The organism is Autumnicola edwardsiae (assembly GCF_031846505.1).
GTDB lineage: Bacteria > Bacteroidota > Bacteroidia > Flavobacteriales > Flavobacteriaceae > Autumnicola > Autumnicola edwardsiae.
Genome location: NZ_JAVRHP010000045.1, coordinates 1 through 26,928, shown reverse-complemented (window position 1 = coordinate 26,928; position 26,928 = coordinate 1). Strand labels below are relative to the sequence as shown.

Here is a 26,928-nt window from a genome sequence, read left to right as displayed (position 1 = left end):
TTTCAACGTTATTAAGAATTTGGCCTATCGAAAGTTTATCGTAAAATTTGACGTGAAGGCACCGTAAAATTTTATGCTGTTTGAGCTGTGCAAAAATAAGTTCTTAGGATGAAAAAAGTCAGCGAGTTCATAAAATTTAGGTGGCGAACGAAAAATTTAGATAAAATTTGGTAAGCCTTGATTTTTTGTTTCTTTTTCATCTAAGGAAAAAGAAAGAGAGGTCTGGTTTTAAACGAAAATTCTTAAAAGTTGAAAATTGATATTTTTGAGATGTCGTTTTTTTCCTCATTAAGAAGAAGCCTGTCGTACATCCACCCTTCGACAAGCTCAGGGTGACAAAGCTGATACTACCGGCCGAAAATTGCCATTTTTGAAGTGCGACTATTTTCTTTAGCCTTTCTGTGGTCGCCGGCTTTGGAACATTTTTATATACAAATGAGTGGACATTTTCCTAGCATTATGCTTCGCTCTTTCTGCCAATTCACCTTCAAAAAGCTCATCTATTGTCTCGAACCACAAATTGAGCCAGATCCCAAAGTGACGCCCATCAATTTTTCCCTGGTGCTCGTAATCCACCTTTACATGCGCCCGCCGGGGATTTCCGGAGTATGTCCCCGCAAAGAAAAGGTTACTTTCCCAAAAATCTGTAAGCCTGGAGAGGTGCGCATCCCAGTCGTTAATACTGTTGTTGAAAAAGTAACCAATTTCAGGATTTTTTCTCACTTTTTTATAGAAAGAAGTTATCAGCAGGTGCACATCCTTTCTATTTTGGAGATCTTTTCTCATACTACAACGGTACGTTCACAGCAATAAGAACTGTGCTTACTACAATACTTAAAATAAGGGCGTTAAGCACATGTTTAGGTTTTAATTGTGCAAGTACGGTGGCATTATAGCCCATACAAACAATTACCACAAAAAATAATTCCACCATATTAACAAGAGCGTGTCCCTTCATCAAAATCATCATAGCTGCGATAGAACCTACACAGCTGGAAATAATGATTCCGGCGGTCATATAAGCGTAATATGTTTCTTCAAAATCGGCAAGTAAGTTTTGATAAAGTTTCATGATATTTTACTTTTTAATTACAGTGTAAAATTATCACGAAAGGCCTGCTTAAAATATGATCCCGGTCATATAAGCCGATATTTGCCAAATTTTGCTATTGGCTGGAAATCAGGAATGGGATTGGATAATCCTTACAATCTCCTCCTTGGGCAACACTCCAGATTGTCTCCAAAGCTGTTCGCCATTTTTAAAAAGAATCATTGTAGGCACGCCCCTTACCTGGTATTTTCCTGCAAGGGCTTCATTTTTGTCCACATCTATTTTTACAATCTTCACTTCCTCACCCAGTGTCTCTTTGGCGTCCTTTAAAATAGGGGCAAGTGTTTTGCACGGCCCGCACCAATCGGCGTAAAAATCTATTAGCACTGGTTTATCTGAATTGATGATCTCGTTAAAATTACTTTTCATAGCAACTACTTTTATGTCTCTTCTAAATTTACAGATTATCCGTTAACTTATAAAGCTTCCGAAGCAATTTTAAACGAATGTAAATGACAGGTTGTTTAAAGAATTCTCTTTATTCAATCTCTTATCAAAAGCTATTTTTAATTTCAATTTTGTACTACCAGTTTAAAATCTATCTCAATTTCATCCTTTACCACGATCATCCCAAAAAGTTTTTTGGGAGGTTTCAGTTTAAAGTCTTTAATGTCCAGGAGTAATATTCCTTTGATATTCGAAATCCCACCTTCAGTAAACTCCACCGGAAAAGTGTGCTCTTTCCTGGTCCCGGCGATGGTAATATTGACCACTGCATTGGCAAAACCGGGTTTTTGAAGACGCATTTCCAGGAGTTCAATCAGGATCTGCGGATACTTTTCTGACTGGATCAACTTGTGAAAGTCATTGTTTATGGGTTGGCTTCCGCAGTCAAAACCTTTGGTGTCAAGGCTAAGGATGGCGTTCTTAAAACGCATACGCCCGGGCGCGTCGATAATATAATGTAGTGGATATTCCTTCTGAAGATATCCCATGTCAAAAACACAGTCAAACGACTTGATGTTGGTGTCTCCCGTAATAGTAAGTTCACTTTTAGGAAGTATTTTTACAGTTTTGTTTTGAAAGCTGTTCTGTGCATATGTAAATGCACTAAAGAACAGCAGCATTATAATGAGCAGAACATTTTTCATTTTTTAGCAATTTTGTTATTTATATAATAAACAACGGAGGAATGTTTGATTCCCCCGTTGTTTTGGCCAATTCAAATCATTCTTAGAAGCTTATCGCTGCCTCGAACATTATTCCTTCAAAGTTTCCTTCGTGAAGAATATCGGTTGAAGGAAAACCGTCATAATCCTGGTTTACATATTCAACTTTTGCAAGAATATTTCTGGTCATAAACCACCCTGCACCAAGGTTATATCTTGAGATATCGATATTTGTACCGCCCTGTAACTCTCCATCAACATAATTGTACCGGCCACCTACGTAGAAGTTTTCGTTGTTGCCAAATCTGTAAAGAAGTTCCCCTGCATATTGATTAAACGTTCTGTCATCAGCTTCAGTGGCAGCTTTACCGGTAGCCCTTTCGTATGTTCCGAAGAATTCAAGTCCGCCGTATTTCAAAAATGGGTTAATCATAAAGGCAGTCAGTTCATTCCTAAGGTTTGGATTAAACCTACCAGACCTAAAGTTGCCTGACGGGCTGGCATCAACACCTTCCATTACAAGATAGTACCGGGAACCCGCACGGTCTGCACTATATAAGTATGCGTTGGCACTTTCGCTGGTGTGGTATACAGATCCTGTTAGCCTTAATCTTAGGTCATCCCTGCTGAAGGTATCTGTTAAATAGTTGTCATAGCCAATTTTTCCAATGTAAGAGGGTTTTGTTCCAAGAATTGCAGGGTCATCAAGGTGGGGAGCACTTACAGATTGGTTTAACTTCCCGTTGGTCATGCTAGCCATAGCAAGAAATCCATTGTCTATATAGTAAACTTCAGCACCAACTTCTGTAGTGAACGCATCCATAATCAGGTTACCTACAAAGGGGTTGTGAAGTGCCTGGGCGTTATCACTTCTTCTAAAGTGCATATCACCATAGTTGTTCTCCATGTGGCCAATTTTAATCCTCACATGATCCATCACATCCTGCATAAAACCTTCACTCACAAAGTCGAGCTTATCAATTTGGATATAACCTCCTTTAACATACGGCTCCGGGTGGTGACGTGAGGAAAGATAGGTTCTAAGATGCATTCTTACACCATCATAAAGATGAACGTCAAGATCCAGGTTTGCAGTTGGAAGGTTAAAGTTGTCTCCTAATGTAACTAGTGGGACGGCACCCGAGTTTTCGTGATCCAGTCCCTGGAACTGTATAGCGAATGCGCCACCAAGCCTTACGTTTAATCCATTAAATACCTCGTCAGTATCTTTTTTAGGCTCAAAAACGTCAATTCCTCTTTGATCGTAGTACCTGAAGTTGGGCATATATCTGGCACTTTCTGGTGTCTCCGCCTGAAGTGCGTTTACTTCAGATTCCTGTGCTTGTGACTCTATTCCTATTGTCATCATTAACGCAATTCCCGAGTATTTGAAGAAATTTTTCATTGTAGTAATATTTAGATGTTGAAAAGGTTATTTAGAAAAAGTTATTTGAAATCTGATATTTAAGTCTTCGCCGGTAGTTATGGTCCCAAACATTGCAGATGGGGGCTTTACATTAAAGCTTGTCATATTAATATCCTGATTTCCGCTTAGAGTGATTGTACCTCCATTTATGTGGGCATTAAATACAATATCTACAGGTTTCTTTGTGCCTGCTATAGTGAGGTAGCCTGAGGTGGAGACTATACACCGGGTTTTAGAAGTGCAGTCTATTTCTTTCACTTTATTAAGCTGATAAGTTATGTTCTTGTTCTTATCTGTTTTTAAAGCTTTGTAGGTGTTTTTGTCCATTCCGCCTTTACCACTTTTAAGGCTTTCTGCGACAACAGTAAAATCCAGTGCGGTAATGGCTACAAGTTGTCCATCGTTTACTTCAACATTTAGATTTCCTTTAAAATCTTCTGCTACCATTTCCCAATCGTGAATATTAGAAGTTCCTTCTATCTTAATGCTGGAGGCATTTTTGTTTACATTATATTTTTGAGAAAGGACGGTTTGTGCTGAAAAAAATAGTATAAGGCTTCCCAGTACCAGTGAAATTTGTTTTGAAGTTTTCATAATTCCTGTTTTTAATTATGGTACAAAGATGGGGTAGGAATGCATCCTGAATTATGACAATTATCAGCATTTGGAAGATTTTTAGATCTAAGATCTTGCGAAAGGCTCTGGTAGAAGAAACACTAATCTGGGATAGTATACTGAGAAAGCAGATATTATAATTTTCGTTATCTTCGCCCGATTATAGTATAGAAAAGTCGGTTTTCTTGTCAGTTGGTCCAATGAATGATATTCAAAAGACAAAAGAAATTTCTTTCTTGCTTATACAGCATCAGACCTTTAAATCAACTGTGATCTGGAAGTTATAACTCCTAGTTTTTCTACAACGTATGGTCGCGCGATGAGAGTGAAAAAGAAGATATGTGTCATAGATGACGACGAGATCTACCAGATGATCATGAAGAGGTTAATTGGTAAGGTGAATGTCTTTGAAGGGATTCAGCAGTTCTGTAAGGCCATAGCTGCCCTTGAAGAATTAAAAGATTTGTCCCGGGTTTTACCAGATGTTATTTTGTTGGATATAAATATGCCGGAAATGGACGGTTGGCAGTTTATCGAAGAGTTGCGGAAAGAACGTCCAGGCTTCGAAAAAGAAACAAAGGTCTATATCGTAACGTCTTCTATTGCACAATCAGACCGGACTAGAGCGAGATCATATACCGAAATCACTGATTTTCTCAGCAAACCGATAAAAGTGCACCAATTAAGGAGTATAGCGGAAAACCTGTAAAAAAAATGGTGTAAGGAAGAATTCTTGAGTAAGAATAAAGTAAAGTAGGGATGCACCAGGTGCAAAAACAAAAACTTCAGCTTAAAGGCTGAAGTTTTTGTTTTAGGCGGCTACAATTAAATCGTAGTGTGATAGTAAGTCCTTGTAAAAATAAGTGTGTTTATCATCTTCTTTAAGACATGCTTTAAGAAAGCGTTCCATGTCCTGGCATTCAAAGGTGATATTCGTATATTTTCTTCTTCCCACAGGAATTTGCATTGAGACCATTTGCTTTTCGTAATCAATCTCTACGTTTTTAGCCTCAAAATATTTCTTTATTATAGCCCGGTGCATGATCGTAAAATTCGACTTCTCTGCATTGAGATTTGAAATACTGTAAGAAATAAGATTTTTTACCTCATTTATCAGCTCTGTAGGTGTATAGCTGTTCTCCATAAAATCTTTTTTAGTTAGTAATTTCTTGTTTGGTGCTGCTAAGTTACTATGAGAAAGGACATTTCGTGTTAAAAAACATTTAATAATGCTCCAGTTAATAAATATTTAACTCGTTCGGAGTTCCGTTTAATTTGAATTTAAGAGTCTTCAATAGAATAGGTGATGGGTGTATTAATGCTTCTGTACTTCCCATCCAGGCAACAGGAGTTAATAAAGAGTGTGTTTTTTGTTCTTACTGAACCATAAGAGTTGTGAATATGTCCAAAAATATGAAGCCTTGGCTGCAAAACGTCAACATACCTGCGCAATTCTTCACAGCCAATAGACACTCCGTTATCCAAAATATCCAACACCTTGTAAGGGGGTGTATGCGTTATGAGAATATCTGTATTTGTAGGGATTTTTTCCCAGTGTTCCTTTATTTCACCTCCCCGGGCCCTTTCGAAAGCCCAGTTTGTATTTCCTGGTGTAACCGGTGATCCCCAAAAATTAAAATCTTCAATCCTAATTCCGCTGTCATTAAGATACTGGATGTTGGAAGGGAGAAAATCAAGTTGGTCCTGATTTTTTTCAACAAAATAGTCGTGGTTACCGGCTATAAGGATTTTGTGTTCATGATTTTGGCGGGAAAACCAACGCAGGAAATCAAGAGTTTCCTTTTTTGTTCCTGCTTCGGTAAAATCCCCGGCGTGAACAAGCACATCACCATCAGGCAAGGCGAGTTCGCTATGTTTGCCATGAGTGTCAGAAATGCAGGTAATCTTCATTTATATTCTTATCTTCAATAGGAAAAATAAAAAAATCCGATGGGCATTGCTCACCGGATGATCGTTTTGTTATAAAAACTCGGAATTAATATTGAACGTCGTTCTCTTCTTCCTGTTCTGTAGAAATATAATCCTTATCTGCCGGGAGAAGCTTATCGATTAACTTTGTCACTATAAAAGCTATCATAACGGCAGTTACCGCAAAAAAGATAAACTTTACAAGAAGGCTGTCGCTAAGCACCATACTATAGATCCCTAGAAAGAGCTCTACTGCAATAAATAATATTTTGACGCTTAACTTAAATAACATGGTGTGTCTAACAATTTCCTACAAAGATACAATCAAAAAAGGATGATTTGGATATTGTTCTTTTAGTTTGACTAAAATTTAACAGCTTGGTAATATGGCACTTGCTTTTCCCGTTAAAAATTGATGAAATAAGATTGGCAAGTCAATTTTAATTGTACATTGTTTTTATAAATTTTTTCTGTTGAAGTTGTCCCGTAAAACTGTTATTGTCCTCGCCTCTTTGGTGGTACTGGGAATCGTCCTGGTAATCCTGAACTATGTTGCTGAAAATAAATTGAGCAAAGCATTGGATTCTGTTCTCGTAGAAGCTGGAGCTTCGTATGAAGATCTGGATGTGAATTTACTCGGTAGGTCTGTTGAATTAAAAGAGGTAAAGCTAAAACGTGCCGGCAAAACGATCGAAGTTTCCTCTATTCAGGTGGATGATATTGGTGTTATTGAATACCTGCGCACCGGAAATATTGAAATAGAAGAACTTTTAATTAATGATCTGCGTTTTCTTGTCGATAATGGTAAAAAAGACACGGTGGCTTCAAAACCTTCAGGTGAAAAATCAAAATTTAAAGAAAATATTAGCATTGAGAAGCTGAGATTGCAAAATGCAGAGGTAAGAATGATCCGGAACGATTCCGCAGATAAACTTTATTCCAAATTCAGCATTTTTGAGCTTCAGAAGGTGAAAATTGACAGTAATACGATTAAAACTGCCGTTCCTTTTGAGTATGAACAGTATAAATTTCAGAATGATTCATTATTTTTTGAGATAAACGATCTCCATACGCTGAGTGTTGAAAGTATAAATGCCGAAAATGGCCATTTTGAGGTAGTCGCCTTAAAGATGTTGCCAAGGTATAGTAAAGCTGAACATCAGCAACATATTCCGTACGAAAAGGATCGTTACGATTTTTCTTTACCAAATATTCAGCTAAAAAACCTTACCTGGTCTTTCAAAAACGATACGCTTCATCTTTTTAATCCCTACACGGAAATTAATCGCTTCAATCTGAAGATTTACAGGGACAAATTACAGCCGGACGATCCCAGGCAGAAGCCGTTGTATAGTGAAGTGATTAGAAATTTACCAATAAAAATAGCATTTGACAGTATTGTGTTGCAGGAGGGGTACATTTTGTACGAGGAGCGTACACAAACTTCCCGGCCTCCCGGATCTGTGGATTTTGGTAATTTTGACGCTACGATCTATAATTTCACAAATATTGGAATGGAAAAACCCGACTTTCCCAAAACCGAAATAGATGTGCAAACCCGTCTTTTTGAAAGAGCGCCTTTAAATGTTCACTGGGAGTTTGATATAAGCGATGCGGCAGACCGGTTTCAGATTTCGGGAAATATGGCAGATATTGCCAGCGCTCAGATAAACGAATTCCTAAAACCAGCGATGAATGTTACGGCATCTGGCTCTATTGAAGACCTGGATTTTAATTTTTCTGGTAACGATGACAGCGGAAGCGGGGATATGCAGCTTTCTTATAACGATTTTAAAGTTGAGGTGCTTAAAAGGGATGGAAGCGAAAAGAATGGGTTCTTATCTGCAATAGCCAATTTAGTTATTGATAATACCACAAGTGAGGATAAAAAATATAATGATGTACAGGTTACGCGGGACAAGAAAAAGTCTTTCTGGAATTATTTGTGGCTTTTTATTCGCAATGGCGCCATTAAAACCCTCATTTAGATCCTAAAGGTTACTACCGGGCGATGGGCATGGTTTACAAGATCTTCGCTAATGCTGCCGTTGAAGAAATGAGCAATCCCTTTACGGCCGTGAGTGCCTATTCCAATTAAGTCTGCGTCCATTTCTGCAGCAAAATTCATGATGCCTTTTTCTACGGAAAGGTCATTGTAAATATGAATTTCAGGATTAATATCTTTCATTCCTTCAGTAAAACTTTTTATTCGTTCTTTAACTTCTTTTGAAGTCTTAAAATGGTTTGGGGTATTTACATAGAGTAAATGAAGATTTGCACTAATCATTTTTGCAAATTCAGAAGCCTGGTGAAGCGTGTGTTTATTTGCGGGTTCAGCATCTGTGGCGAACACAAAATTATTAATGTTGAAGTCTTCGTGATTTTTGATTGCCAGTACCGGTATTTCTGAAGATCGTACGACTTTTTCTGTATTAGAACCTATAAACATTTCCTGAAAACCACTGGCGCCATGGGAGCCCATAACAATGAGATCACATTTGTTATTTGCGCTAAATTCGAGAATGCCCTTAAAAGCCTCTCCAAATTGAACATTTTCGTGTATTCTTAAATCTTGTAAATAAGGTAGCTGCAGGAGTTTTGAAAAGCGTTGATGCGCCAGTTTCATAAAAAAAATAGATTCAGGAAGATTTCTGCTGGAATGGCCCTGGACGGGGTCTATTAGTTCGAGTGGTAACTCCAGCACATGCAATAGGTGAAGTTCACTGTTGAACTCTTTAGCCAGCTTTGCGGCAACCTTCAGTGCATTTTCAGCCTGGTCAGAAAAATCGGTTGGTACTAAGATCTTTTTCATGGTCCTGGAGATTGGAACATACTTATTATCATAAAATTACTAATAAATTATCATTTGCACAGCTGTTTTCTATCTCAGAATTAATTATTATATTTGCATCGTTGAAACTAAAAAGTACAGCGAGGGGACGAAAAGTCCCCTCTTTTTATAACCATTATGTTGCAGGAGAGCGTAGAAAAGTTGCTGGATGAGGCATTCGAAAAAAATAAATCATTATTTTTAATAAGCCTTGAGATCAACAGCAATAATCAAATTAGGGTGGTAATTGATGGTGATCAGGGAATTTCGGTTAACGATTGTATAGAAATTAGCCGGAGTGTGGAACACAACCTAGACAGGGAAGAAGAAGATTTTTCACTGGAAGTTACTTCTCCGGGAGTTTCAGAGCCTTTGAGCTTGCCCCGCCAATACAAAAAGAATATAGGAAGGAAATTGCACGTAAAAACCAACGATGAAACAATCGAAGGCGATTTAATTGATGCAAATGAAGAAGAGATAAGCCTGAAATGGAAAGCCCGGGAGCCAAAACCAGTTGGTAAAGGGAGGCATACAGTAGAGAAAGAAGCTGTTTTGCCATATTCGGCTATCGTAGAAGCTAAAGTTATGATAACATTTTAATTAAAAATTGATATGGAAAATATCGCCCTCATAGAGTCATTTTCAGAATTTAAGGATGATAAATTAATAGATCGTGTAACCTTAATGTCGATCTTAGAAGATGTTTTTAGGAATGCTTTGAAGAAGAAATATGGAGAAGATGATAATTTTGATATTATTGTAAATCCAGATAAAGGGGATCTTGAAATTTGGAGGAATCGGGTAGTAGTGGCAGATGGTGAAGTAGAAGATTCTAATAAGGAAATTTCTTTAAGTTCAGCACGCAAGATAGAACCAGATTTTGAAGTTGGGGAAGACGTTTCTGAAGAGGTGAAACTTAAGGATTTGGGACGAAGAGCGATTCTGGCTTTGCGTCAAAACCTTATTTCAAAGATTCACGAGCACGATAATACCAATATTTACAAGCAGTTTAAGGAGCTTGAAGGTGAAATTTACAATGCAGAGGTTCACCATATACGACATCGTGCAATAATCCTGCTTGATGATGAAGGTAACGAGATTGTGTTGCCAAAAGACAGGCAAATTCCTTCAGATTTTTTCAGAAAGGGTGAAAATGTAAGGGGTATTATAGAAAGTGTGGAGCTAAAAGGTAATAAACCTACAATTATTATGTCCCGTACTGCACCCGGATTCCTTGAAAAATTATTTGAACAGGAAATTCCTGAAGTTTTTGACGGTCTTATTACTATTAAAAAAGTAGTAAGGGTGCCGGGAGAAAAGGCAAAAGTAGCAGTAGATTCTTATGACGACAGGATAGATCCTGTTGGAGCCTGTGTTGGTATGAAGGGGTCAAGAATCCACAGTATTGTGCGCGAATTGGGTAACGAAAATATTGATGTTATTAATTACACCAATAACGATCAGCTTTTTATAACACGAGCTTTAAGTCCTGCTAAAATCACTTCTATTAAATTAGATGAGGAAAATAACAGGGCAGAGGTTATCTTGCGGCCAGAAGAAGTATCCAAAGCTATTGGTAGGGGAGGTCACAACATTAGGCTTGCAGGCCAGCTTACCGGTTTTGAAATAGATGTCTTTAGAGAAGGCGTTGAAGAGGATGTGGAGTTGAGCGAATTTACAGATGAGATTGAAGACTGGGTGATCAAGGAATTTTCCAAGATAGGTTTAGATACAGCAAAAAGCGTTTTGGAACAGGATTTGGAAGACCTTGTGCGTCGTACAGATCTTGAAGAAGAAACAATAAGACAGGTATTCCAGGTGTTACGTGACGAATTTGAGGAGTAATGGTCTGGGTTCAGAATTTTTTATAATAAACAAAAAGAGGTTAATTTAGAGGGCAATTTATGGCTGAAGCAAAAACAATGCGATTAAACAAGGTATTACGTGAATTCAATATTTCGTTGGATCGGGCTGTGGAATTTCTGAATTCCCAGGGTCACGACATTGAGGCACGTCCTACTACCAAAATCTCTCCTGAAACTTACCAGGTGCTCTTTGATGAGTTTCAAACAGATAAGAGCAAGAAAGTAGCTTCCAAGGAAGTAGGAGAAGAGAAGAAAAAAGAGAAGGAAGAAATTCGTCTGGCCCGCGAAAGGGACCTGGAGGAAAAGCGTAAAGCTGAAGAGAAGAAGGAAGAAGAGGTTGTTTCTGCGAGAGCAAAACTTTCCGGACCAAAGAAGGTTGGGAAAATAGACCTTGATAAAAAGCCTGAAGAAGCTTCTAAAGAGGAAGAAGCCGAGAAAGAGGAATCTGTAAAACCTGAACAGCCACAGGAAAAGGAATCCCCGGCGGTTGAAGCTAAGCCAGAAGCTCCCAAAGAAACTCCGCAGCCCGCTAAAGAAGAAGAGGAGAAGCCTCAGCCAAAAGAAGAGGCTAAACCCGAAGAGGAAAAGAAACAGGAGGAACCAAAGGAGAAGGAAGAGGAGCAATCCAGTACTTTAAAGACGAATTACGCTAAACTGGACGGCCCCAATTTTACAGGACAAAAAATTGACCTCTCAAAGTTCAAGAAACCTGAAAAGAAAAAAGACGACAAGAAAGCTGCCGATGAAAAGGAGAAGCGCAAAAAGCGTCGTCGCAGAATAAGTAAAGACGTTAAGCCTGGAGCATCTGGAGCTGGCGGGGGTGCAAGAAAAGGACGTGGTTCCAAGCCTCGTTCAAGACCTATAGCCAAGGAGGAGCCAAGCGAAGAAGAAGTGCAAAAACAAGTACGGGAAACGCTGGAAAAACTTCAGGGTAAATCCGGAAAAGGTAAAGGCGCTAAATATAGAAGAGGTAAAAGAGATCAGCACCGTCAACGTTCTGAAGAAGATCTTGCACAACAGGAACTGGAGAGCAAAACACTTAAGGTAACAGAGTTTGTTACGGTGAGTGAGATCGCTACGATGATGGATGTTCCTGTAACAAAGGTGATTTCTGCCTGTATGTCTCTTGGGATGATGGTTACCATGAACCAGAGGTTGGATGCCGAGACTTTGTCTATAGTTGCAGAAGAGTTTGGCTACGAAGTAGAATTTGTAACTACAGATATTGAAGAGAATACTGTAGAGATAGAAGAAAATCCTGAGGACCTTAAACCAAGGGCTCCAATTGTAACCGTTATGGGTCACGTAGACCACGGTAAGACATCGTTGCTGGATTACGTGCGTCAGGAGAACGTTATTGCCGGTGAGAGTGGTGGGATTACCCAGCATATAGGGGCCTATGGTGTTCAGCTTGAAGGAGGGCAGAAAATTGCCTTTTTGGATACACCGGGTCACGAAGCGTTTACCGCAATGCGTGCCAGGGGTGCCCAGGTAACAGATATTGCAATAATTGTAATCGCGGCAGATGATGATGTGATGCCTCAGACAAAGGAGGCGATTTCCCATGCACAGGCAGCTGGCGTTCCAATTGTTTTTGCAATAAACAAGTCTGATCTTCCAACGGCAAATCCGGAAAAGATTAAAGAAAAACTGGCAGCTATGAACTTGCTGGTAGAAGATTGGGGAGGTAAAATCCAGTCTCATGATATTTCTGCTAAAACAGGAATGGGTGTAAAAGAATTACTTGAAAAAGTGTTGCTTGAAGCTGAAATCCTGGAATTGCAGGCCAATCCTGATAAACTTGCCGTAGGTACTGTGGTTGAGGCTTATCTGGATCGCGGTCGTGGTTATATTTCCACCATTCTGGTTCAATCGGGAACTTTGAGAATAGGAGATTATGTCCTTGCCGGAAGGAATAGCGGTAAAATAAAGGCCATGCACGATGAGCGTGGGCACGAGATTAAGGAAGCAGGGCCTTCTACTCCGGTTTCTATACTTGGTCTGGACGGTGCGCCACAAGCGGGTGATACTTTCAAGGTAATGACCGATGAGAGGGAAGCAAAAGATATAGCTTCCAAGAGAACGCAGTTACAACGGGAACAATCTGTACGTACTCAAAGGCATATTACGCTGGATGAGATTGGAAGAAGGATTGCTCTTGGAGACTTCAAAGAGCTTAATATTATTCTGAAAGGTGATGTGGATGGTTCGGTAGAAGCGCTTACAGATAGTTTCCAGAAGCTTTCTACGGAAGAAATTCAGGTGAATATCATTCATAAAGGAGTAGGAGCTATTACTGAAAGTGATGTGCTTCTGGCCTCAGCATCTGATGCTGTAATTATTGGCTTTAATGTACGTCCTGCCGGAAATGCGAGACAGGTTGCCGACAAGGAAGAGATAGACATCAGGACCTATTCAATTATCTACGATGCCATCAATGACCTTAAAGATGCCATGGAAGGTATGTTGTCTCCGGAATTAAAAGAGGAGATTACCGGTACAGCCGAAATAAGGGAAACTTTCAAGATTTCCAAGATCGGTACCATTGCAGGTTGTATGGTTACTTCAGGTAAGATATACAGGAGCGCGGGCGTAAGACTTATTCGCGACGGGGTGGTTGTTTACACTGGTGAGCTTTCTTCATTGAAACGATTTAAAGATGACGTAAAAGAAGTTTCGAAAGGATATGATTGTGGTCTCCAGGTGAAGAACTACAATGATATTAAAGAAGGAGATGTAGTGGAAGCCTTTAGAGAAGTTGAAGTAAAGAAGAAGTTAAAATAAACTTCAAATAGTTTTATAAAAAAAGCCGTTTTCTAACCAGAAAGCGGCTTTTTTGTTTTTCAATTTCAGATTCTGAAGGTTTTTATTTCGGAAATGGTTGAGTTACGTTTATCGTGCTTGTCATGAGAAGCATTCTCTGAAGAGGGTGAAAAGACCGGTCTGATTTTTAAATCCGAAGTGGTTTAAAGTCCATTCGTTCGTTGTTATAGTCGAAAATTGGCAAATATTGATATGCTCTTTCTCCCGTCGCTTAAAATTGCAGATTTCAGGATTTCCAATGTGGAAAACAGGAACTTCTGAAGTTTTGAACTACGTTTCTGAAGAAATTCTGGCTCCTGTCTCCTGCAGCGAAGCGCTCTTGGCTATAACTGTTGGTCGAAAATTGGCAAATATCAGTACGGATTTTTTCCGGCCACTTAATACTGAAATTTTTTCTCCTGCAACGCAGCCTGACTCTTTCAGTAATATTCACTTACCTTCTTTTTGGCTTCGGAATAAACGCTCCGGGAAAATTTTCCTTAATTTGAAGCAAAGCCCTGTCAGCTTCAAGCCGGTTACGGAAATTACCTACATAAACCTTATAATTAGGGGTTTCATAGTCGATCATCGCCGGGTAAGAGTACTTGTTTTCATATTCTTTGAATACTTCACTGGCTTCATTATTATCGCCATAGAACAATTGAATCTTATAGCGGTCTCCAATTTTATTGTCTTCAGACATTTCGGTTTTCAAATCCAACAGCATTGGAATTTTCTGATCCTGGTTAATGGTTATTTCAGCATTTTGAGCAGAAAGGTTTGCATACGAAAAAGCAGTCAGAAAAGAGATGAAAATTAAGTTTTTTCGGGATAGGATTCGCATAATCATTACATTTAACACAAAGGTAAAACTAAATAACTCAAACAGGTCTTAAATATTATTTAGAACAAATATAAATTATCGATTAACACATCTCTAACATTCCTAAAATCCACTTTATATATTACTTTTGTGCACGAATTTTAAGGTGCGGAGACATGTTTTTTTGTTGCATTTACAAGTATAAAAACCGTACCAAAGTTTAGACGTTAATTCAACTTATAATATGAAAAAGGTGAAATACCGCCATTCAACCTCACGATTGCTGCTCTTAAGTGTAGCATTCTTCTTATCGTTTACAGTTACTGGAATTGCTCAGGATGAGGCTTCAGCCGATGCTTCTCAGGATGAGCAGGAGCAAGCGCAGGGTGAGGAACAAACTTCGGGAGCGGCTGCGGCGACTGGTGGATTGGGTGACCCGGCTAATGGTAAATCTTTGTTTAATTCTTTATGTGCTGCATGTCACAAGCCTTATTCTGAATCTATAGGCCCAGCCCTTAACGGTGTGACTGAAAGACATGATATGGATTGGCTTTATCAGTGGATTCATAATAGCACCAATCTTATTGCTTCCGGAGACGATGAGGCTGTAGCGATTTTTGAGGAGTATAACGAGACGGTAATGCCTCCTTTTCCTCAGTTAACAGAGACGCAGATAAATGACATTCTGGCTTATGTAGAACAGCCAAAACCCGAAGCTCCGGCGTCTGCTCAACAGGGCGGTGCTGAAGGTGGTTCTGGTGGTGGAGGACAAGGGGCTTCAACTAACCTGATTTTAGGGGTTCTTGCTTTTGTGCTGCTAATGTTGTTAGCTGTTTTGTTTTTGGTAAATAAAACCCTTAGGAATTTTGCTGCGGCTAGCGGTGTGGTTATTCCTGAAAAGCCAAAAAGAAAGCCTTTATACAAATCTTTTGTAGAAAACCAGTTTCTTTTGGTTGTGCTGTCGATAGTGGTTTTACTTGGTGTGGCTTATTATGGTTATGGATATGTGATGCAGGTTGGTGTAGACCAGGGTTATCAGCCAATCCAGCCAATCCATTTCTCGCATAGAATACATGCCGGAGATAACCAGGTAGAGTGTAAATTCTGTCACTCTTCTGCACGGACTTCAAAAACATCGGGGATACCTTCGTTAAATGTTTGTATGAACTGTCATAAATCAATTTCCGAAGTAGCTCCGGAAACCGCGACTGCAGAGTTTACAAAAGAATTCTATGATAAAGAAATAGCCAAGTTATATGAGGCAACAGGTTGGGAACCGGGTTCAAGAACATATTCGGGAGAAGCAAAGCCGGTAAAGTGGGTGCGCCTGCATAACCTTCCCGATTTTGCATATTTTAACCATTCTCAGCACGTAACTGTACAGGGAACTCAGTGTCAAACTTGTCATGGTCCTGTTCAGGAAATGGAAGTAATGTATCAACATGCGCCGCTCACAATGGGTTGGTGTGTAAATTGCCATCGTGAGACTAAAGTGAGTATGGAGGGCAACGAATACTACGAGAAAATTCATGAGGAGTTGGCTAAGAAATACGGTGTTGAAGAAGTTACTGCTGCAGATATGGGTGGTATAGAATGTGGAAAATGCCATTATTAAACAATTTTTTCCTGCCGTTGGCAGGCTTAATTTAGAAGTTAATATTTAGATATATATGTCATCAAACAAAAAATACTGGACAAGTGTTGAGGAGCTGGATAAAGACAGTTCTATTGTTGAGGCGCTACAACAGAAGGAATTTGTGGAGGAAATACCGGTGGATGAATTTCTAGGGGATAAAGATTCGCTGGAAAGTTCTAAAACATCAAGAAGGGATTTCCTTAAATATGTTGGTTTTAGTACTGCAGCAGCTACGCTTGCAGCGTGTGAAGGACCTGTTGTTAAATCTATACCTTATGTAGTGCAGCCGGAACGTATCGTTCCCGGTAATGCCAATTACTATGCGACTACAATGGCCGATGGGTTTGATTTTGCCGGCGTCCTGGTAAAGACCCGTGAAGGAAGACCTATAAAGATAGAGGTTAATACAATGGCTAATACCGGAGCGAATGCAAGGGTTCAGGCTTCTGTATTATCTCTTTACGATAAGAAAAGGCTTAAAAGACCTAAAGCTGACGGGCAGAACATTTCCTGGGAGGAATTCGACCGTACCGTACAGGGTAGGCTTAATAATATTAACGGAGAAATAGCCTTGCTTACACCTACGTTTGCAAGTCCTTCTACATCAAGAATTATTAGTGAATTTTCAGAAAGATATGGTAATGTAAGGCATGTGGTCTATGATACTGTTTCTGAAGATGCTGCTCTAAATGCATTTCAGACCAGATATGGCAGACGGGCATTGCCTTCTTATGATTTTTCTAAGGCTGAAACTATCGTTTCTGTTGGTGCCGATTTTCTCGGGGATTGGAATGGTGGCGGATACGATTCAAAATATGCGCTTGGGCGTATTCCTAAAGATGGAAGGATGTCCAGACATATCCAGTTTGAAGCAAATATGAGCTTATCTGGTGCAAACGCAGATAAGCGGGTGCCTTTAAGACCATCTCAGCAAAAAGCTGTTTTGGCTGCTCTGCACGGGTATGTTGTTGGTGGTAATTCTACCAGTAATTTATCTTCTGAACTTGATGATATTGTAGTGAAAGCTGCATCTCAATTGAGACGTTCAGGCAGTAATGCTGTTGTGGTTACCGGTCTTCAGGATAATGATGCTCAATCTTTGGCCTTGGCAATAAATGAAAGGCTTGGGAGTGAAGTAATGGATGTGGAAAATCCGAGATTGCTGAGACAGGGTAATGCTGCGGAAGTTGCACAACTTGTAAATGATATGGCTTCCGGTAACATTGGGGCTATTATAATGGCTGGTGTTAATCCAGTTTACAGCTTGCCTAATTCTCCGGAATTTGTTGAGGGGCTTAAGAATGTTGAGCTTTCAGTAGCTTTTACGTCTAAAGAAGATGAAACAGCAAAATTGTGCGAGTTTGTTGGTCCAACCCCGCATTATTTAGAAAGTTGGGGAGATGTTCAGTTTTCAGCAAGAAACGTGACTTTAATGCAGCCAACGATAAGGCCGCTATTTGATACGAGACAATTTCAGGATACACTGCTAAGGTGGAGTGGTAATTCTCAGAATTATTACGAATATCTTCGGGAAATGTGGTCCGGTGCTTTAGGAGCAGATTCCTGGAACCAGGCGTTACATGACGGAGCTTTTGAACTTGATGGATCTTCTGAATTTGCTGCTGCCGGGAATACTTCGGGAACTTCACCTGAAATGAACAATGATGCGGTTGCGGCAAGAAATTTATCTTCAACTGCAGAAGAAGGAGAAGGGCTTGAGCTTGAACTTTACACTTCAGTTGCTATGGGAGATGGCCAGCAGGCTAATAACCCATGGCTGCAGGAAATGCCAGATCCTCTAACAAGAGCTTCATGGGATAACTATTTAAAAATTTCCAGAGCAGATGCCGAAGCAATGGGGCTTGAAAACTACCACGTATCTAACGGGGCTTTAAACGGAAGCAAAGTAAACATTACGCTTGGGGATACTGTCGTGAAAGACGTTCCTGTTTACATTCAGCCTGGTCAGGCCAGAGGTTCGGCTGCACTTGCTTTTGGTTACGGTAAAACTGAAGCCATACAGGAAGAAATGAAGGTGGGTGTGAATGCTTATCCTTTATATAAGAACTTCAGTTCAATTCAAAATGTAAGCATAGAGAAAGCTGAAGGGACTCATGAGTTTGCATGTGTTCAGCTTCATAACACCCTTATGGGCAGAGGTGATATTATAAAAGAAACAACCTTAGAAATATTTAATACCAGGGACTCCCATTTCTGGAACCCGGTTGCTGAAGTTTCCTTAAATCACCAGGAAACCCCGGTTACTTCACCTGAAGTTGATCTTTGGGAAAACTTTGATCGCAGTATTGGACATCACTTCAATATGTCTATAGATCTTAATGCCTGTACAGGATGTGGTGCTTGTGTAATCGCTTGCCACGTAGAGAACAACGTTCCTGTAGTTGGTAAGGAAGAAGTTAGAAAATCCAGGGATATGCATTGGTTGCGTATTGATAGATATTACGCTTCTGATGAAGAAGGCTTTGGGGCAGATATAGACACCAAAGAAAATATGTCTGGCCTTGGCAGTTCTCTGTCAACCTTTGCTGAAATGGAAGAGCCTGCAGATAATCCACAGGTGGTATTCCAGCCGGTAATGTGCCAGCACTGTAATCAGGCTCCCTGTGAAACAGTATGCCCTGTGGCGGCAACTGTGCATGGGCGCCAGGGACAAAACCAGATGGTCTACAACCGTTGCGTGGGTACAAGATATTGTGCTAACAACTGTCCTTATAAAGTTCGTAGGTTTAACTGGTTCCTTTATAACAAGAACGAAGAATTCGATTATCATATGAACAATGATCTTGGACGTATGGTATTGAATCCTGATGTAACTGTAAGGTCCAGGGGTGTAATGGAGAAATGTTCCCTTTGTATCCAGAGAACCCAGAAAACCATCCTGGATGCGAAAAGGGAAGGAAGGCCTGTTGAAGATGGAGAATTCCAGACTGCATGTTCCCTTGCCTGTGACAAAGGTGCTATTGTATTTGGAGATGTTAATGATGAAGGTAGCTTGATATATGAAAAGAGGCAGGACGAAAGGATGTACCACATGTTGGAATATCTTGGTACAAAGCCGAATGTTATGTATCAAACTAAAGTGAGAAATACAGCAGACGCTTAATAAATCAATAATAAAGAATCAATTATAAAAAGGATATGTCTCATTACGAAGCACCTATAAGAAAGCCTTTAATAACCGGTAATAAAACGTACCACGACGTCACGTTAGATGTAGTTGCACCGGTAGAGGGAAGGGCTAATAAATCCTGGTGGATTGTTTTCTCCATTGCGCTTGTAGCTTTTATGTGGGGATTAGGATGTATAATCTATACGGTTTCAACCGGGATCGGTACTTGGGGATTAAATAAAACCGTCGGTTGGGCATGGGATATTACCAACTTTGTATGGTGGGTAGGTATTGGTCACGCCGGTACCCTTATTTCCGCGGTACTTTTGCTGTTCCGTCAAAAGTGGAGAATGGCGATTAACCGCTCTGCGGAAGCTATGACCATTTTCTCGGTAATGCAGGCAGGTCTTTTCCCTATTATTCACATGGGGCGTCCATGGCTGGCTTATTGGGTTTTGCCTATTCCTAACCAGTTTGGAACATTATGGGTTAACTTTAATTCACCGTTGCTTTGGGATGTATTTGCTATTTCCACTTATCTTTCGGTATCGCTCGTATTCTGGTGGACCGGTTTGCTCCCTGATTTTGCAATGATCAGGGACAGGGCCATTACTCCCTTTAATAAAAGGATCTACGGAATTTTATCTTTTGGATGGAGTGGACGGGCTAAAGACTGGCAACGTTTTGAAGAGGTTTCTCTTGTTCTTGCCGGTTTAGCGACACCATTAGTACTTTCTGTACACACCATAGTATCTTTTGACTTTGCTACCTCGGTAATTCCTGGATGGCACACCACGATCTTTCCTCCTTACTTTGTTGCGGGTGCAATTTTCTCAGGATTTGCAATGGTAAATACGTTGCTCATCATTATGAGAAAGGTTTCTCATCTTGAAGATTACATTACAGTTCAGCATATAGAATTAATGAACATAGTAATTATGATCACCGGTTCTATTGTTGGTACAGCATATATTACAGAGTTGGTTATCGCATGGTATTCTGGTGTGGAATACGAACAATATGCTTTCTTAAACAGGGCCACAGGTCCTTACTGGTGGGCGTATTGGTCTATGATGACCTGTAACGTGTTCTCACCGCAGTTTATGTGGTTCCCAAAGTTGAGAAGAAGTATCATGTTCTCTTTCTTTATATCGATAATTGTAAATATTGGGATGTGGTTTGAGCGTTTCGTTATTATTGTAACATCGTTGCACAGGGATTACCTTCCGTCTTCCTGGACAATGTTCTCCCCTACTTTTGTGGATATTGGTATTTTTATAGGAACCATTGGCTTCTTTTTCGTATTGTTCCTGTTATATGCACGATCTTTCCCTGTAATTGCACAGGCCGAAGTAAAGTCTATTCTAAAAGCTTCAGGAGAAAAGTATAAGAGGTTGCGGGCTGAACATGGAGATCATGTAAAGCATTATGATCCTAACCCTATTCAGCAGCCAAGAGCAAATTCTGAAAGGGACGAGGATAAGGCTAAACAATGGAATGAGTCCCTTCCGGGAGAAACCGAAGATGATGCTAACGGAAAGGGGCACGAGGGTACGGTAAATGCCGATGCATTAACTGGTAGCGAGGTTACAAGGGACAGAATTGACGAAATGCTGGGCAGAATTGGAACTTACGATCCTGCCACGCAATCTCAGGATGACCTGCAGAAGCTTAAAAATGTTGGTCCTTTACTGGAACAGCGTTTACACCAGGTGGGAATCTATCTTTTTGACCAGGTTAGCAGGCTTACAGAGAAAGATTTCACCTTGCTTGATGAAGTTATAGATGCTTTTCCTATCCCTGAAAATCGGGAAAACTGGGTGGCACAGGCAAATGATTTAAAAAATAAGAAATAAGATGGCATCAAAGGTTATACACGCTATTTATAATGATGACGACTTGCTTATACAGGCAGTGAAGCAGGTTCGTGAAGCACGCTATCATATTGGGGAGGTTTATACACCGTTCCCGGTACACGGTCTTGATAAAGTAATGGGTTTGGCCCCAACCAGGCTTGCCATTACCTCCTTTATCTACGGTGTAATTGGACTGAGTGTAGCAGTGGCAATGATGAATTTTATAATGATAGAAGACTGGCCACAGGATATTGGGGGAAAGCCAAGTTTTAGTTTTCTTCAGAATTTGCCGGCTTTTGTGCCTATCATGTTTGAACTCACGGTATTTTTTGCGGCCCACTTGATGGTAATTACGTTTTACATGAGAAGTAAACTATGGCCTTTTAAAAAAGCTGAAAATCCTGATTTAAGAACAACAGATGATATGTTCCTGATGGAAGTTGATGCGGCAAGTCATAATATCGACGAGCTTACAAAATTCTTGTACGATACAGGTGCATCTGAAATTAAACTAATTGAAAAATAAATAGACATAATGAAAAGTTTATTTAAAAGATACTTATTGTTGTTCATTCTGGCTGCGACTGTGGTTTCTTGTGTCGACAATTCAAAGCCGAACTACGAGTATATGCCCAACATGTACCGTACCGTTACTTATGAAACTTACGGCGAATATCCTGTGTTTGAAAATGGGCAGGAAGCAAAGTTGCCTGTAGAAGGAACGGTCCCAAGGGGATGGATGCCTTACCCATACGAGAATAATGCTGAGGGTTATGCATCAGCTAAGGCAAACCTTACCAATCCATTACCTTATACAGAAGATAATCTTGCTGCAGGAAAGCAGTTGTTCACCATCTACTGTGCAGTTTGTCATGGTGATGAAGGTGACGGACAGGGGATTTTAGCTGAAAGGGAAAAAATTCTTGGTGTTCCCGCATATGATGATGCAGGAAGAAATATTACAGAAGGTAGTGTTTACCACGTGATGTACTACGGCCTGAATAATATGGGTTCGTATGCCTCTCAAACTAGTATTGAGGAGCGTTGGTTAATAGATCACTATGTAATGAACCTTAAGAATCAATTAGCCGGAAACTCAGAAAGGGAGTTTGAAGAAGAAACTGCGGAGTTAGACGAGGTAGAGAATCTTATCCCGGCAGTAAATGCCGATAAAGAGATGGTTTCCAAAGAGACTACTACTACAAGTGGCGAGGAAGAAAATCAAAACGAAGAATAAAAAGTATTTAGATCTATTAATATGTACACGCTATCCAGTAAATTAAAGTTAACGGCAATTATTTGTATGATTGTTGGTGCCATAGGTCTCATATACGGATTTATAGCCGCACCGGGTTCTGTGGAAGAGGTCAGGGAAATGATGGCATCTCACGGAGAACATGGTGAGACGCATCAGGAAGTAACACACGACGAAGAGGGAGTAGAAGGGGCAAACGAGCACAACTTTCCCAAAGAAGTTGAGGATGCAGGTTATGAAGAAGATCACGAAGGGGAACACGGCGAGGCAGGATCTCATGAAGACGAACATTACGAACATGTTTTGCACCAATTACAAAACAAACCGTGGGCTGCGATATATGTAGCGGCCTTCTTTTTCTTTATGATATCCCTGGGAACCCTGGCATTCTATGCTGTACAATACGCGGCGCAGGCCGGTTGGTCTCCTGTTTTGTTCAGGGTAATGGAAAGTATATCTGCTTATCTGCTGCCAGGGGGAGTAATAATGTTTATTCTTCTTGTACTTTCAAGTCTTCACCTTAATCATCTCTTTATATGGATGGATCCGGAAGTAGTAGCCACAGATGAAATTATTCAGAATAAATCATCCTACCTTAATGTACCGTTCTTTTTAATAAGAGCAGCGATTTACCTTGGTGGATGGATCTTCTTTGGTTATTTGTTGAGAAGGAATTCTCTAAGACATGATGATGCTAATGATAGTCGCTGGTTTAAAACCAACTTTAAATTAGCTGCAGGATTTCTGGTATTCTTTATAGTTACAGAATCTATGATGTCCTGGGACTGGATTATGAGTGTGGACCCTCACTGGTTTAGCACCTTGTTTGGATGGTACGTTTTCGCAAGTATGTTCGTTTCCGGTATCACAACTATTGCTTTAATAACAATTTATTTGAAATCGCGCGGATACCTCACCTTTGTTAACAACAGCCATATCCACGATTTGGCCAAGTTCATGTTCGGGATCAGTATTTTCTGGACCTACCTTTGGTTTTCACAGTTTATGTTGATCTGGTACTCTAACATACCAGAAGAAGTAGTGTATTATATTACCCGTATGGAGGATTATCGTCTGCCGTTCTTTGGTATGGTGGCCATTAACTTCCTTTTCCCGGTTCTTGTACTAATGAATAGTGACTATAAAAGGGTAAACTGGTTTGTGGTAATGACCGGTATTGTGGTGTTAATTGGACATTATCTGGATATATTTGTAATGATAATGCCTTCAACCGTTGGTGAATCCTGGTTTATTGGAATTCCTGAAATAAGTGCAGTACTTTTCTTTGGAGGATTGTTTACTTTTGTGGTCTTTAATGCACTTACTAAAGCACCGCTTTTGGTGAAGAGAAACCCTTTCCTTAAGGAAAGTGAGAATTACCATTATTAATAAAGAATATTGTTTAAAGAAGAAATTATAAGATGACCGTATTTTTAGTAATAGTAGTACTGGCACTTCTTGCCGTAACGGGTTGGCAAATGTCGAAGATATTTCAGTTGTCAAGAAGTCCTGATACAGATACATCTGAAATTGCCACCGATAAGGACAATAATAGTCAGGGACTGTTTATGATGGTCTTTGTGATTCTGTTCTTTATCCTCATGGCTTACTGCTTCTGGTACTACAGTAGGTTCTATCTTCCGGGAGGAGCTTCAGAACATGGTTCGCAGTATGATAACCTGATGTTTATTTCTATCGCTGTTATCATGATCGTGCAGGTGCTAACACAAGCGTTGTTGTTTTATTTTTCCTACTACTACAGAGGGAACAAGCGTAAAAGGGCACTTTTCTATGCAGACAATGATAAGCTGGAATTCATCTGGACAATTATCCCGGTAATTGTACTTTCAGGATTAATCCTTTATGGCCTTTTTACCTGGTCAAGTATTATGAATATAAATGAAGAGGATGATCCTTTAATAGTTGAATTATATGCAAAACAGTTTAGCTGGACGGCCAGGTATGCAGGAGAGGACAATACTTTAGGAAAGGCTAATGTGCGTTTTATAGAAGGTGTAAACACTGTAGGTGTAGATGTAAATGATAATTATGCTGAAGACGACATTGTAGCAACAGAACTTCATTTACCTGTAGGCAGGCCTGTTGTTTTTAAACTCCGGTCTCAGGATGTACTTCATTCCGCTTATTTCCCACATTTCAGGGCGCAAATGAATGTTGTTCCGGGAATGATCACACAATTTGGCTTTACCCCAACAATCACTACCGAAGATATGCGGAGTTCTGAATATATGGTAGATAAGGTGAGAACGATCAATGAAATAAGAAAAGAAAATAGTCAGCAATTAATGGCGAATGGAGAAGCTCCTTTAGATTCTTATGAATTTGATTATTACTTATTGTGTAACAAGATTTGTGGAGTCGCTCATTATAACATGCAAATGAAAATTGTGGTAGAAAGCCCCGAGGATTATAACGCCTGGCTGGCAGAGCAACAAACTTTTGGTGCTACTATGGCAGAGCAGGAACCTCCATCTGGGCAGGAAGCAGAGATTAAGCAGGAGAAGAGGGATGCACCCGAAGAGGTGAGAGAGACGATGGAAGCAATGGAACAAGGAGAAGAAATTTAAAAAGATTAAAGAATTAAAGATATGTCAGCAATAGCAAATGCACCGGCTCAGGATCATCATGACGATCATGGACATCATCATAAGCAAACATTTATAACAAAATATATTTTCAGCCAGGATCATAAGATGATTGCCAAGCAATATCTTATTACAGGTCTTTTAATGGGAGTAATAGGCATACTTATGTCTATTCTTTTTAGAATGCAGCTGGCCTGGCCCGAAGAATCTTTCTGGATTTTCGAAGCACTACTTGGTAAATGGGCGCCAGATGGGGTGATGACACCTTCTGTGTACCTTGCACTGGTAACAATCCACGGTACGATAATGGTATTTTTCGTGCTAACAGCAGGGTTAAGTGGTACGTTTAGTAATCTTTTAATTCCGTTACAGATAGGGGCAAGGGATATGGCTTCCGGATTTCTTAACATGCTTTCTTACTGGTTGTTTTTCATTTCCTGCATTATAATGCTTAGTTCATTGTTTGTAGAAGCAGGACCTGCATCTGCTGGTTGGACCATTTATCCGCCTTTAAGTGCCTTACCACAGGCCATAGGAGGTTCTGGAATGGGGATGACCCTTTGGTTAACTTCCATGGCAATCTTCATTGCTTCATCTTTGTTAGGTTCATTAAATTACATTGTAACTGTACTTAACCTTAGAACCAACGGGATGTCTATGACCAGGCTTCCTTTAACTATCTGGGCATTTTTCGTGACTGCAATAATCGGGGTGGTTTCTTTCCCTGTATTACTTTCTGCAGCACTGTTACTTATTATGGACCGTAGCTTCGGAACTTCATTTTTCCTGAGTGATATCTATCTGGAAGGAGAAGTACTTGCGCACCAGGGAGGTTCTCCGGTTCTTTTTGAGCATTTATTCTGGTTTCTTGGTCACCCGGAAGTTTATATTGTTATCCTTCCTGCGATGGGGATCGCTTCAGAAGTTTTAGCAACCAACTCCCGTAAACCTATTTTTGGGTACAGGGCTATGATTGCGTCTATTCTTGCAATTGCCTTCCTGTCGACAATAGTTTGGGGTCACCATATGTTCGTTTCTGGTATGAATCCGTTCCTTGGTTCGGTATTTACCTTTACAACCTTATTAATTGCAATCCCTTCCGCAGTAAAAGCTTTTAACTGGATTACAACGATCTGGAAAGGAAATTTACAAATGAACCCTGCGATGTTGTTTTCCATTGGGTTTGTAAGTACGTTTATTACCGGAGGTCTTACAGGTATTATCCTTGGAGATTCCACACTGGATATTAACGTTCATGATACTTACTTTGTGGTAGCTCACTTCCACCTGGTGATGGGTATTTCAGCCTTGTACGGACTCTTTGCCGGTGTATATCACTGGTATCCTAAAATGTTCGGAAGGATGATGAACAAAAATCTCGGTTATATCCACTTCTGGGTAACAATTGCCGGTGCTTACGGAGTATTCTTCCCTATGCACTTTATTGGGATGGCAGGTTTGCCGCGTAGATATTATACTAACACGGCTTTCCCATATTTCGATGACCTTCAGGATGTGAACGTGATTATTACCGTTTCAGCTATCATTACTGCGGTTGTGCAGTTAGCATTTATGTATAACTTCTTTGGTTCTATGTTCTATGGAAAAAAAGCAGTTCAGAACCCATGGAAAGCCAATACATTAGAATGGACAACTCCTGTGGAACATATTCATGGGAACTGGCCGGGACCAATTCCTTCAGTTCACCGTTGGGCTTACGATTACAGTAAAACCAATAGAAATGGAGAATACGTTATCCCGGGGCAGGATTTTGTACCGCAAAATGTGCCGCTTCAGGAGCACGAAGAGGAATTGGGTGAGGGGCACCAGGTGGCCAATCCCTAAATAAACTTTTTTCAGAATTAATTCTGAAGTAAACTGCTTTGGGGCAATCCCACGAAGCATTAAGAAGAAATAATTTTCGCTTTCGAAGCA

General features: G+C 40.1%; 24 protein-coding genes. 13 read left to right on the top strand and 11 right to left on the bottom strand.

The features are described 5' to 3' along the window. Positions 1-390 precede the first annotated feature (390 nt). From RM529_RS10020 to RM529_RS09995, 6 genes are all read right to left on the bottom strand, one after another. A complete protein-coding gene (locus RM529_RS10020) occupies positions 391-786 on the bottom strand; it encodes a group III truncated hemoglobin (RefSeq protein ID WP_311484664.1) in 396 nt (131 codons plus the stop codon). A 1-nt stretch (position 787) separates the two neighbouring features. Beyond that, complete coding sequence (locus tag RM529_RS10015) at positions 788-1,072, bottom strand: hypothetical protein (RefSeq protein WP_311484663.1); 285 nt, start codon at positions 1,070-1,072, stop codon at positions 788-790. A 108-nt stretch (positions 1,073-1,180) separates the two neighbouring features. Then, a complete protein-coding gene (gene trxA, locus RM529_RS10010) occupies positions 1,181-1,480 on the bottom strand; it encodes a thioredoxin (protein WP_311484662.1) in 300 nt (99 codons plus the stop codon). A 143-nt stretch (positions 1,481-1,623) separates the two neighbouring features. Continuing rightward, positions 1,624-2,202 carry a YceI family protein gene (locus RM529_RS10005; protein ID WP_311484661.1) on the bottom strand — a complete coding sequence of 193 codons (579 nt, stop codon included), beginning with the start codon at positions 2,200-2,202 and terminating at the stop codon, positions 1,624-1,626. An 82-nt stretch (positions 2,203-2,284) separates the two neighbouring features. Beyond that, complete coding sequence (locus tag RM529_RS10000) at positions 2,285-3,625, bottom strand: hypothetical protein (protein ID WP_311484660.1); 1,341 nt, start codon at positions 3,623-3,625, stop codon at positions 2,285-2,287. A 27-nt stretch (positions 3,626-3,652) separates the two neighbouring features. Continuing rightward, positions 3,653-4,240: a YceI family protein gene (locus RM529_RS09995; protein ID WP_311484659.1), complete on the bottom strand. Its 588-nt coding sequence runs from the start codon at positions 4,238-4,240 to the stop codon at positions 3,653-3,655. 340 nt (positions 4,241-4,580) lie between these two features. Between RM529_RS09995 and RM529_RS09990 the strand changes: the two genes are divergently transcribed. Further along, positions 4,581-4,970: a response regulator gene (locus RM529_RS09990; protein ID WP_311484658.1), complete on the top strand. Its 390-nt coding sequence runs from the start codon at positions 4,581-4,583 to the stop codon at positions 4,968-4,970. Between the two features lie 102 nt (positions 4,971-5,072). On the opposite strand, the gene RM529_RS09985 is transcribed toward RM529_RS09990, so the two are convergent. From RM529_RS09985 to RM529_RS09975, 3 genes are all read right to left on the bottom strand, one after another. Then, positions 5,073-5,405 (bottom strand): hypothetical protein, encoded by a 333-nt coding sequence (locus RM529_RS09985; RefSeq protein ID WP_311484657.1) that lies wholly within the window; start codon positions 5,403-5,405, stop codon positions 5,073-5,075. Positions 5,406-5,542: 137 nt separating this feature from the next. Further along, on the bottom strand, positions 5,543-6,172 hold the full coding sequence (locus RM529_RS09980; protein ID WP_311484656.1) for a metallophosphoesterase: 630 nt from the start codon (positions 6,170-6,172) through the stop codon (positions 5,543-5,545). Between the two features lie 85 nt (positions 6,173-6,257). Further along, positions 6,258-6,482 (bottom strand): hypothetical protein, encoded by a 225-nt coding sequence (locus RM529_RS09975; protein ID WP_311484655.1) that lies wholly within the window; start codon positions 6,480-6,482, stop codon positions 6,258-6,260. A 181-nt stretch (positions 6,483-6,663) separates the two neighbouring features. Between RM529_RS09975 and RM529_RS09970 the strand changes: the two genes are divergently transcribed. Beyond that, a complete protein-coding gene (locus RM529_RS09970) occupies positions 6,664-8,178 on the top strand; it encodes an AsmA family protein (RefSeq protein WP_311484654.1) in 1,515 nt (504 codons plus the stop codon). On the opposite strand, the gene RM529_RS09965 is transcribed toward RM529_RS09970, so the two are convergent. Beyond that, the gene (locus tag RM529_RS09965) at positions 8,175-9,002 is read right to left on the bottom strand and encodes a universal stress protein (protein WP_311484653.1); all 828 of its coding nucleotides are present in this window, start codon (positions 9,000-9,002) and stop codon (positions 8,175-8,177) included. The genes RM529_RS09970 and RM529_RS09965 overlap by 4 nt on opposite strands. A gap of 156 nt (positions 9,003-9,158) precedes the next feature. Here RM529_RS09965 and rimP point away from each other — a divergent pair, with 156 nt between their 5' ends. Genes rimP through infB form a run of 3 tightly spaced genes read left to right on the top strand, consistent with a single transcriptional unit; the run spans position 9,159 to position 13,669 of the window. After that, complete coding sequence (gene rimP, locus RM529_RS09960) at positions 9,159-9,620, top strand: ribosome assembly cofactor RimP (RefSeq protein WP_311484652.1); 462 nt, start codon at positions 9,159-9,161, stop codon at positions 9,618-9,620. A gap of 12 nt (positions 9,621-9,632) precedes the next feature. Beyond that, positions 9,633-10,865, top strand: coding sequence for a transcription termination factor NusA (gene nusA, locus RM529_RS09955; protein WP_311484651.1), 1,233 nt, complete (start codon positions 9,633-9,635; stop codon positions 10,863-10,865). A 59-nt stretch (positions 10,866-10,924) separates the two neighbouring features. Further along, a complete protein-coding gene (gene infB, locus RM529_RS09950; protein WP_311484650.1) occupies positions 10,925-13,669 on the top strand; it encodes a translation initiation factor IF-2 in 2,745 nt (914 codons plus the stop codon). A 472-nt stretch (positions 13,670-14,141) separates the two neighbouring features. Here the strand turns inward: infB and RM529_RS09945 are convergent, their stop codons facing one another. After that, positions 14,142-14,531, bottom strand: coding sequence for an SPOR domain-containing protein (locus tag RM529_RS09945; RefSeq protein ID WP_311484649.1), 390 nt, complete (start codon positions 14,529-14,531; stop codon positions 14,142-14,144). A 223-nt stretch (positions 14,532-14,754) separates the two neighbouring features. Between RM529_RS09945 and RM529_RS09940 the strand changes: the two genes are divergently transcribed. Genes RM529_RS09940 through RM529_RS09905 form a run of 8 tightly spaced genes read left to right on the top strand, consistent with a single transcriptional unit; the run spans position 14,755 to position 26,838 of the window. Next, on the top strand, positions 14,755-16,125 hold the full coding sequence (locus tag RM529_RS09940; RefSeq protein ID WP_311484648.1) for a c-type cytochrome: 1,371 nt from the start codon (positions 14,755-14,757) through the stop codon (positions 16,123-16,125). A gap of 55 nt (positions 16,126-16,180) precedes the next feature. After that, entirely contained in the window at positions 16,181-19,270 is a 3,090-nt protein-coding gene (locus RM529_RS09935) for a TAT-variant-translocated molybdopterin oxidoreductase (RefSeq protein ID WP_311484647.1), read from the top strand. A gap of 35 nt (positions 19,271-19,305) precedes the next feature. Further along, entirely contained in the window at positions 19,306-21,132 is a 1,827-nt protein-coding gene (nrfD, locus tag RM529_RS09930; protein ID WP_311484646.1) for an NrfD/PsrC family molybdoenzyme membrane anchor subunit, read from the top strand. Position 21,133: 1 nt separating this feature from the next. Then, positions 21,134-21,658: a DUF3341 domain-containing protein gene (locus tag RM529_RS09925; RefSeq protein WP_311484645.1), complete on the top strand. Its 525-nt coding sequence runs from the start codon at positions 21,134-21,136 to the stop codon at positions 21,656-21,658. Between the two features lie 9 nt (positions 21,659-21,667). Beyond that, on the top strand, positions 21,668-22,369 hold the full coding sequence (locus RM529_RS09920) for a c-type cytochrome (protein WP_311484644.1): 702 nt from the start codon (positions 21,668-21,670) through the stop codon (positions 22,367-22,369). A 21-nt stretch (positions 22,370-22,390) separates the two neighbouring features. Continuing rightward, positions 22,391-23,776 (top strand): quinol:cytochrome C oxidoreductase, encoded by a 1,386-nt coding sequence (locus tag RM529_RS09915; protein WP_311484643.1) that lies wholly within the window; start codon positions 22,391-22,393, stop codon positions 23,774-23,776. Between the two features lie 32 nt (positions 23,777-23,808). After that, positions 23,809-24,975 carry a cytochrome c oxidase subunit II gene (locus RM529_RS09910; RefSeq protein WP_311484642.1) on the top strand — a complete coding sequence of 389 codons (1,167 nt, stop codon included), beginning with the start codon at positions 23,809-23,811 and terminating at the stop codon, positions 24,973-24,975. Positions 24,976-24,996: 21 nt separating this feature from the next. After that, a complete protein-coding gene (locus tag RM529_RS09905; RefSeq protein ID WP_311484641.1) occupies positions 24,997-26,838 on the top strand; it encodes a cytochrome c oxidase subunit I in 1,842 nt (613 codons plus the stop codon). Positions 26,839-26,928: the final 90 nt, after the last annotated feature.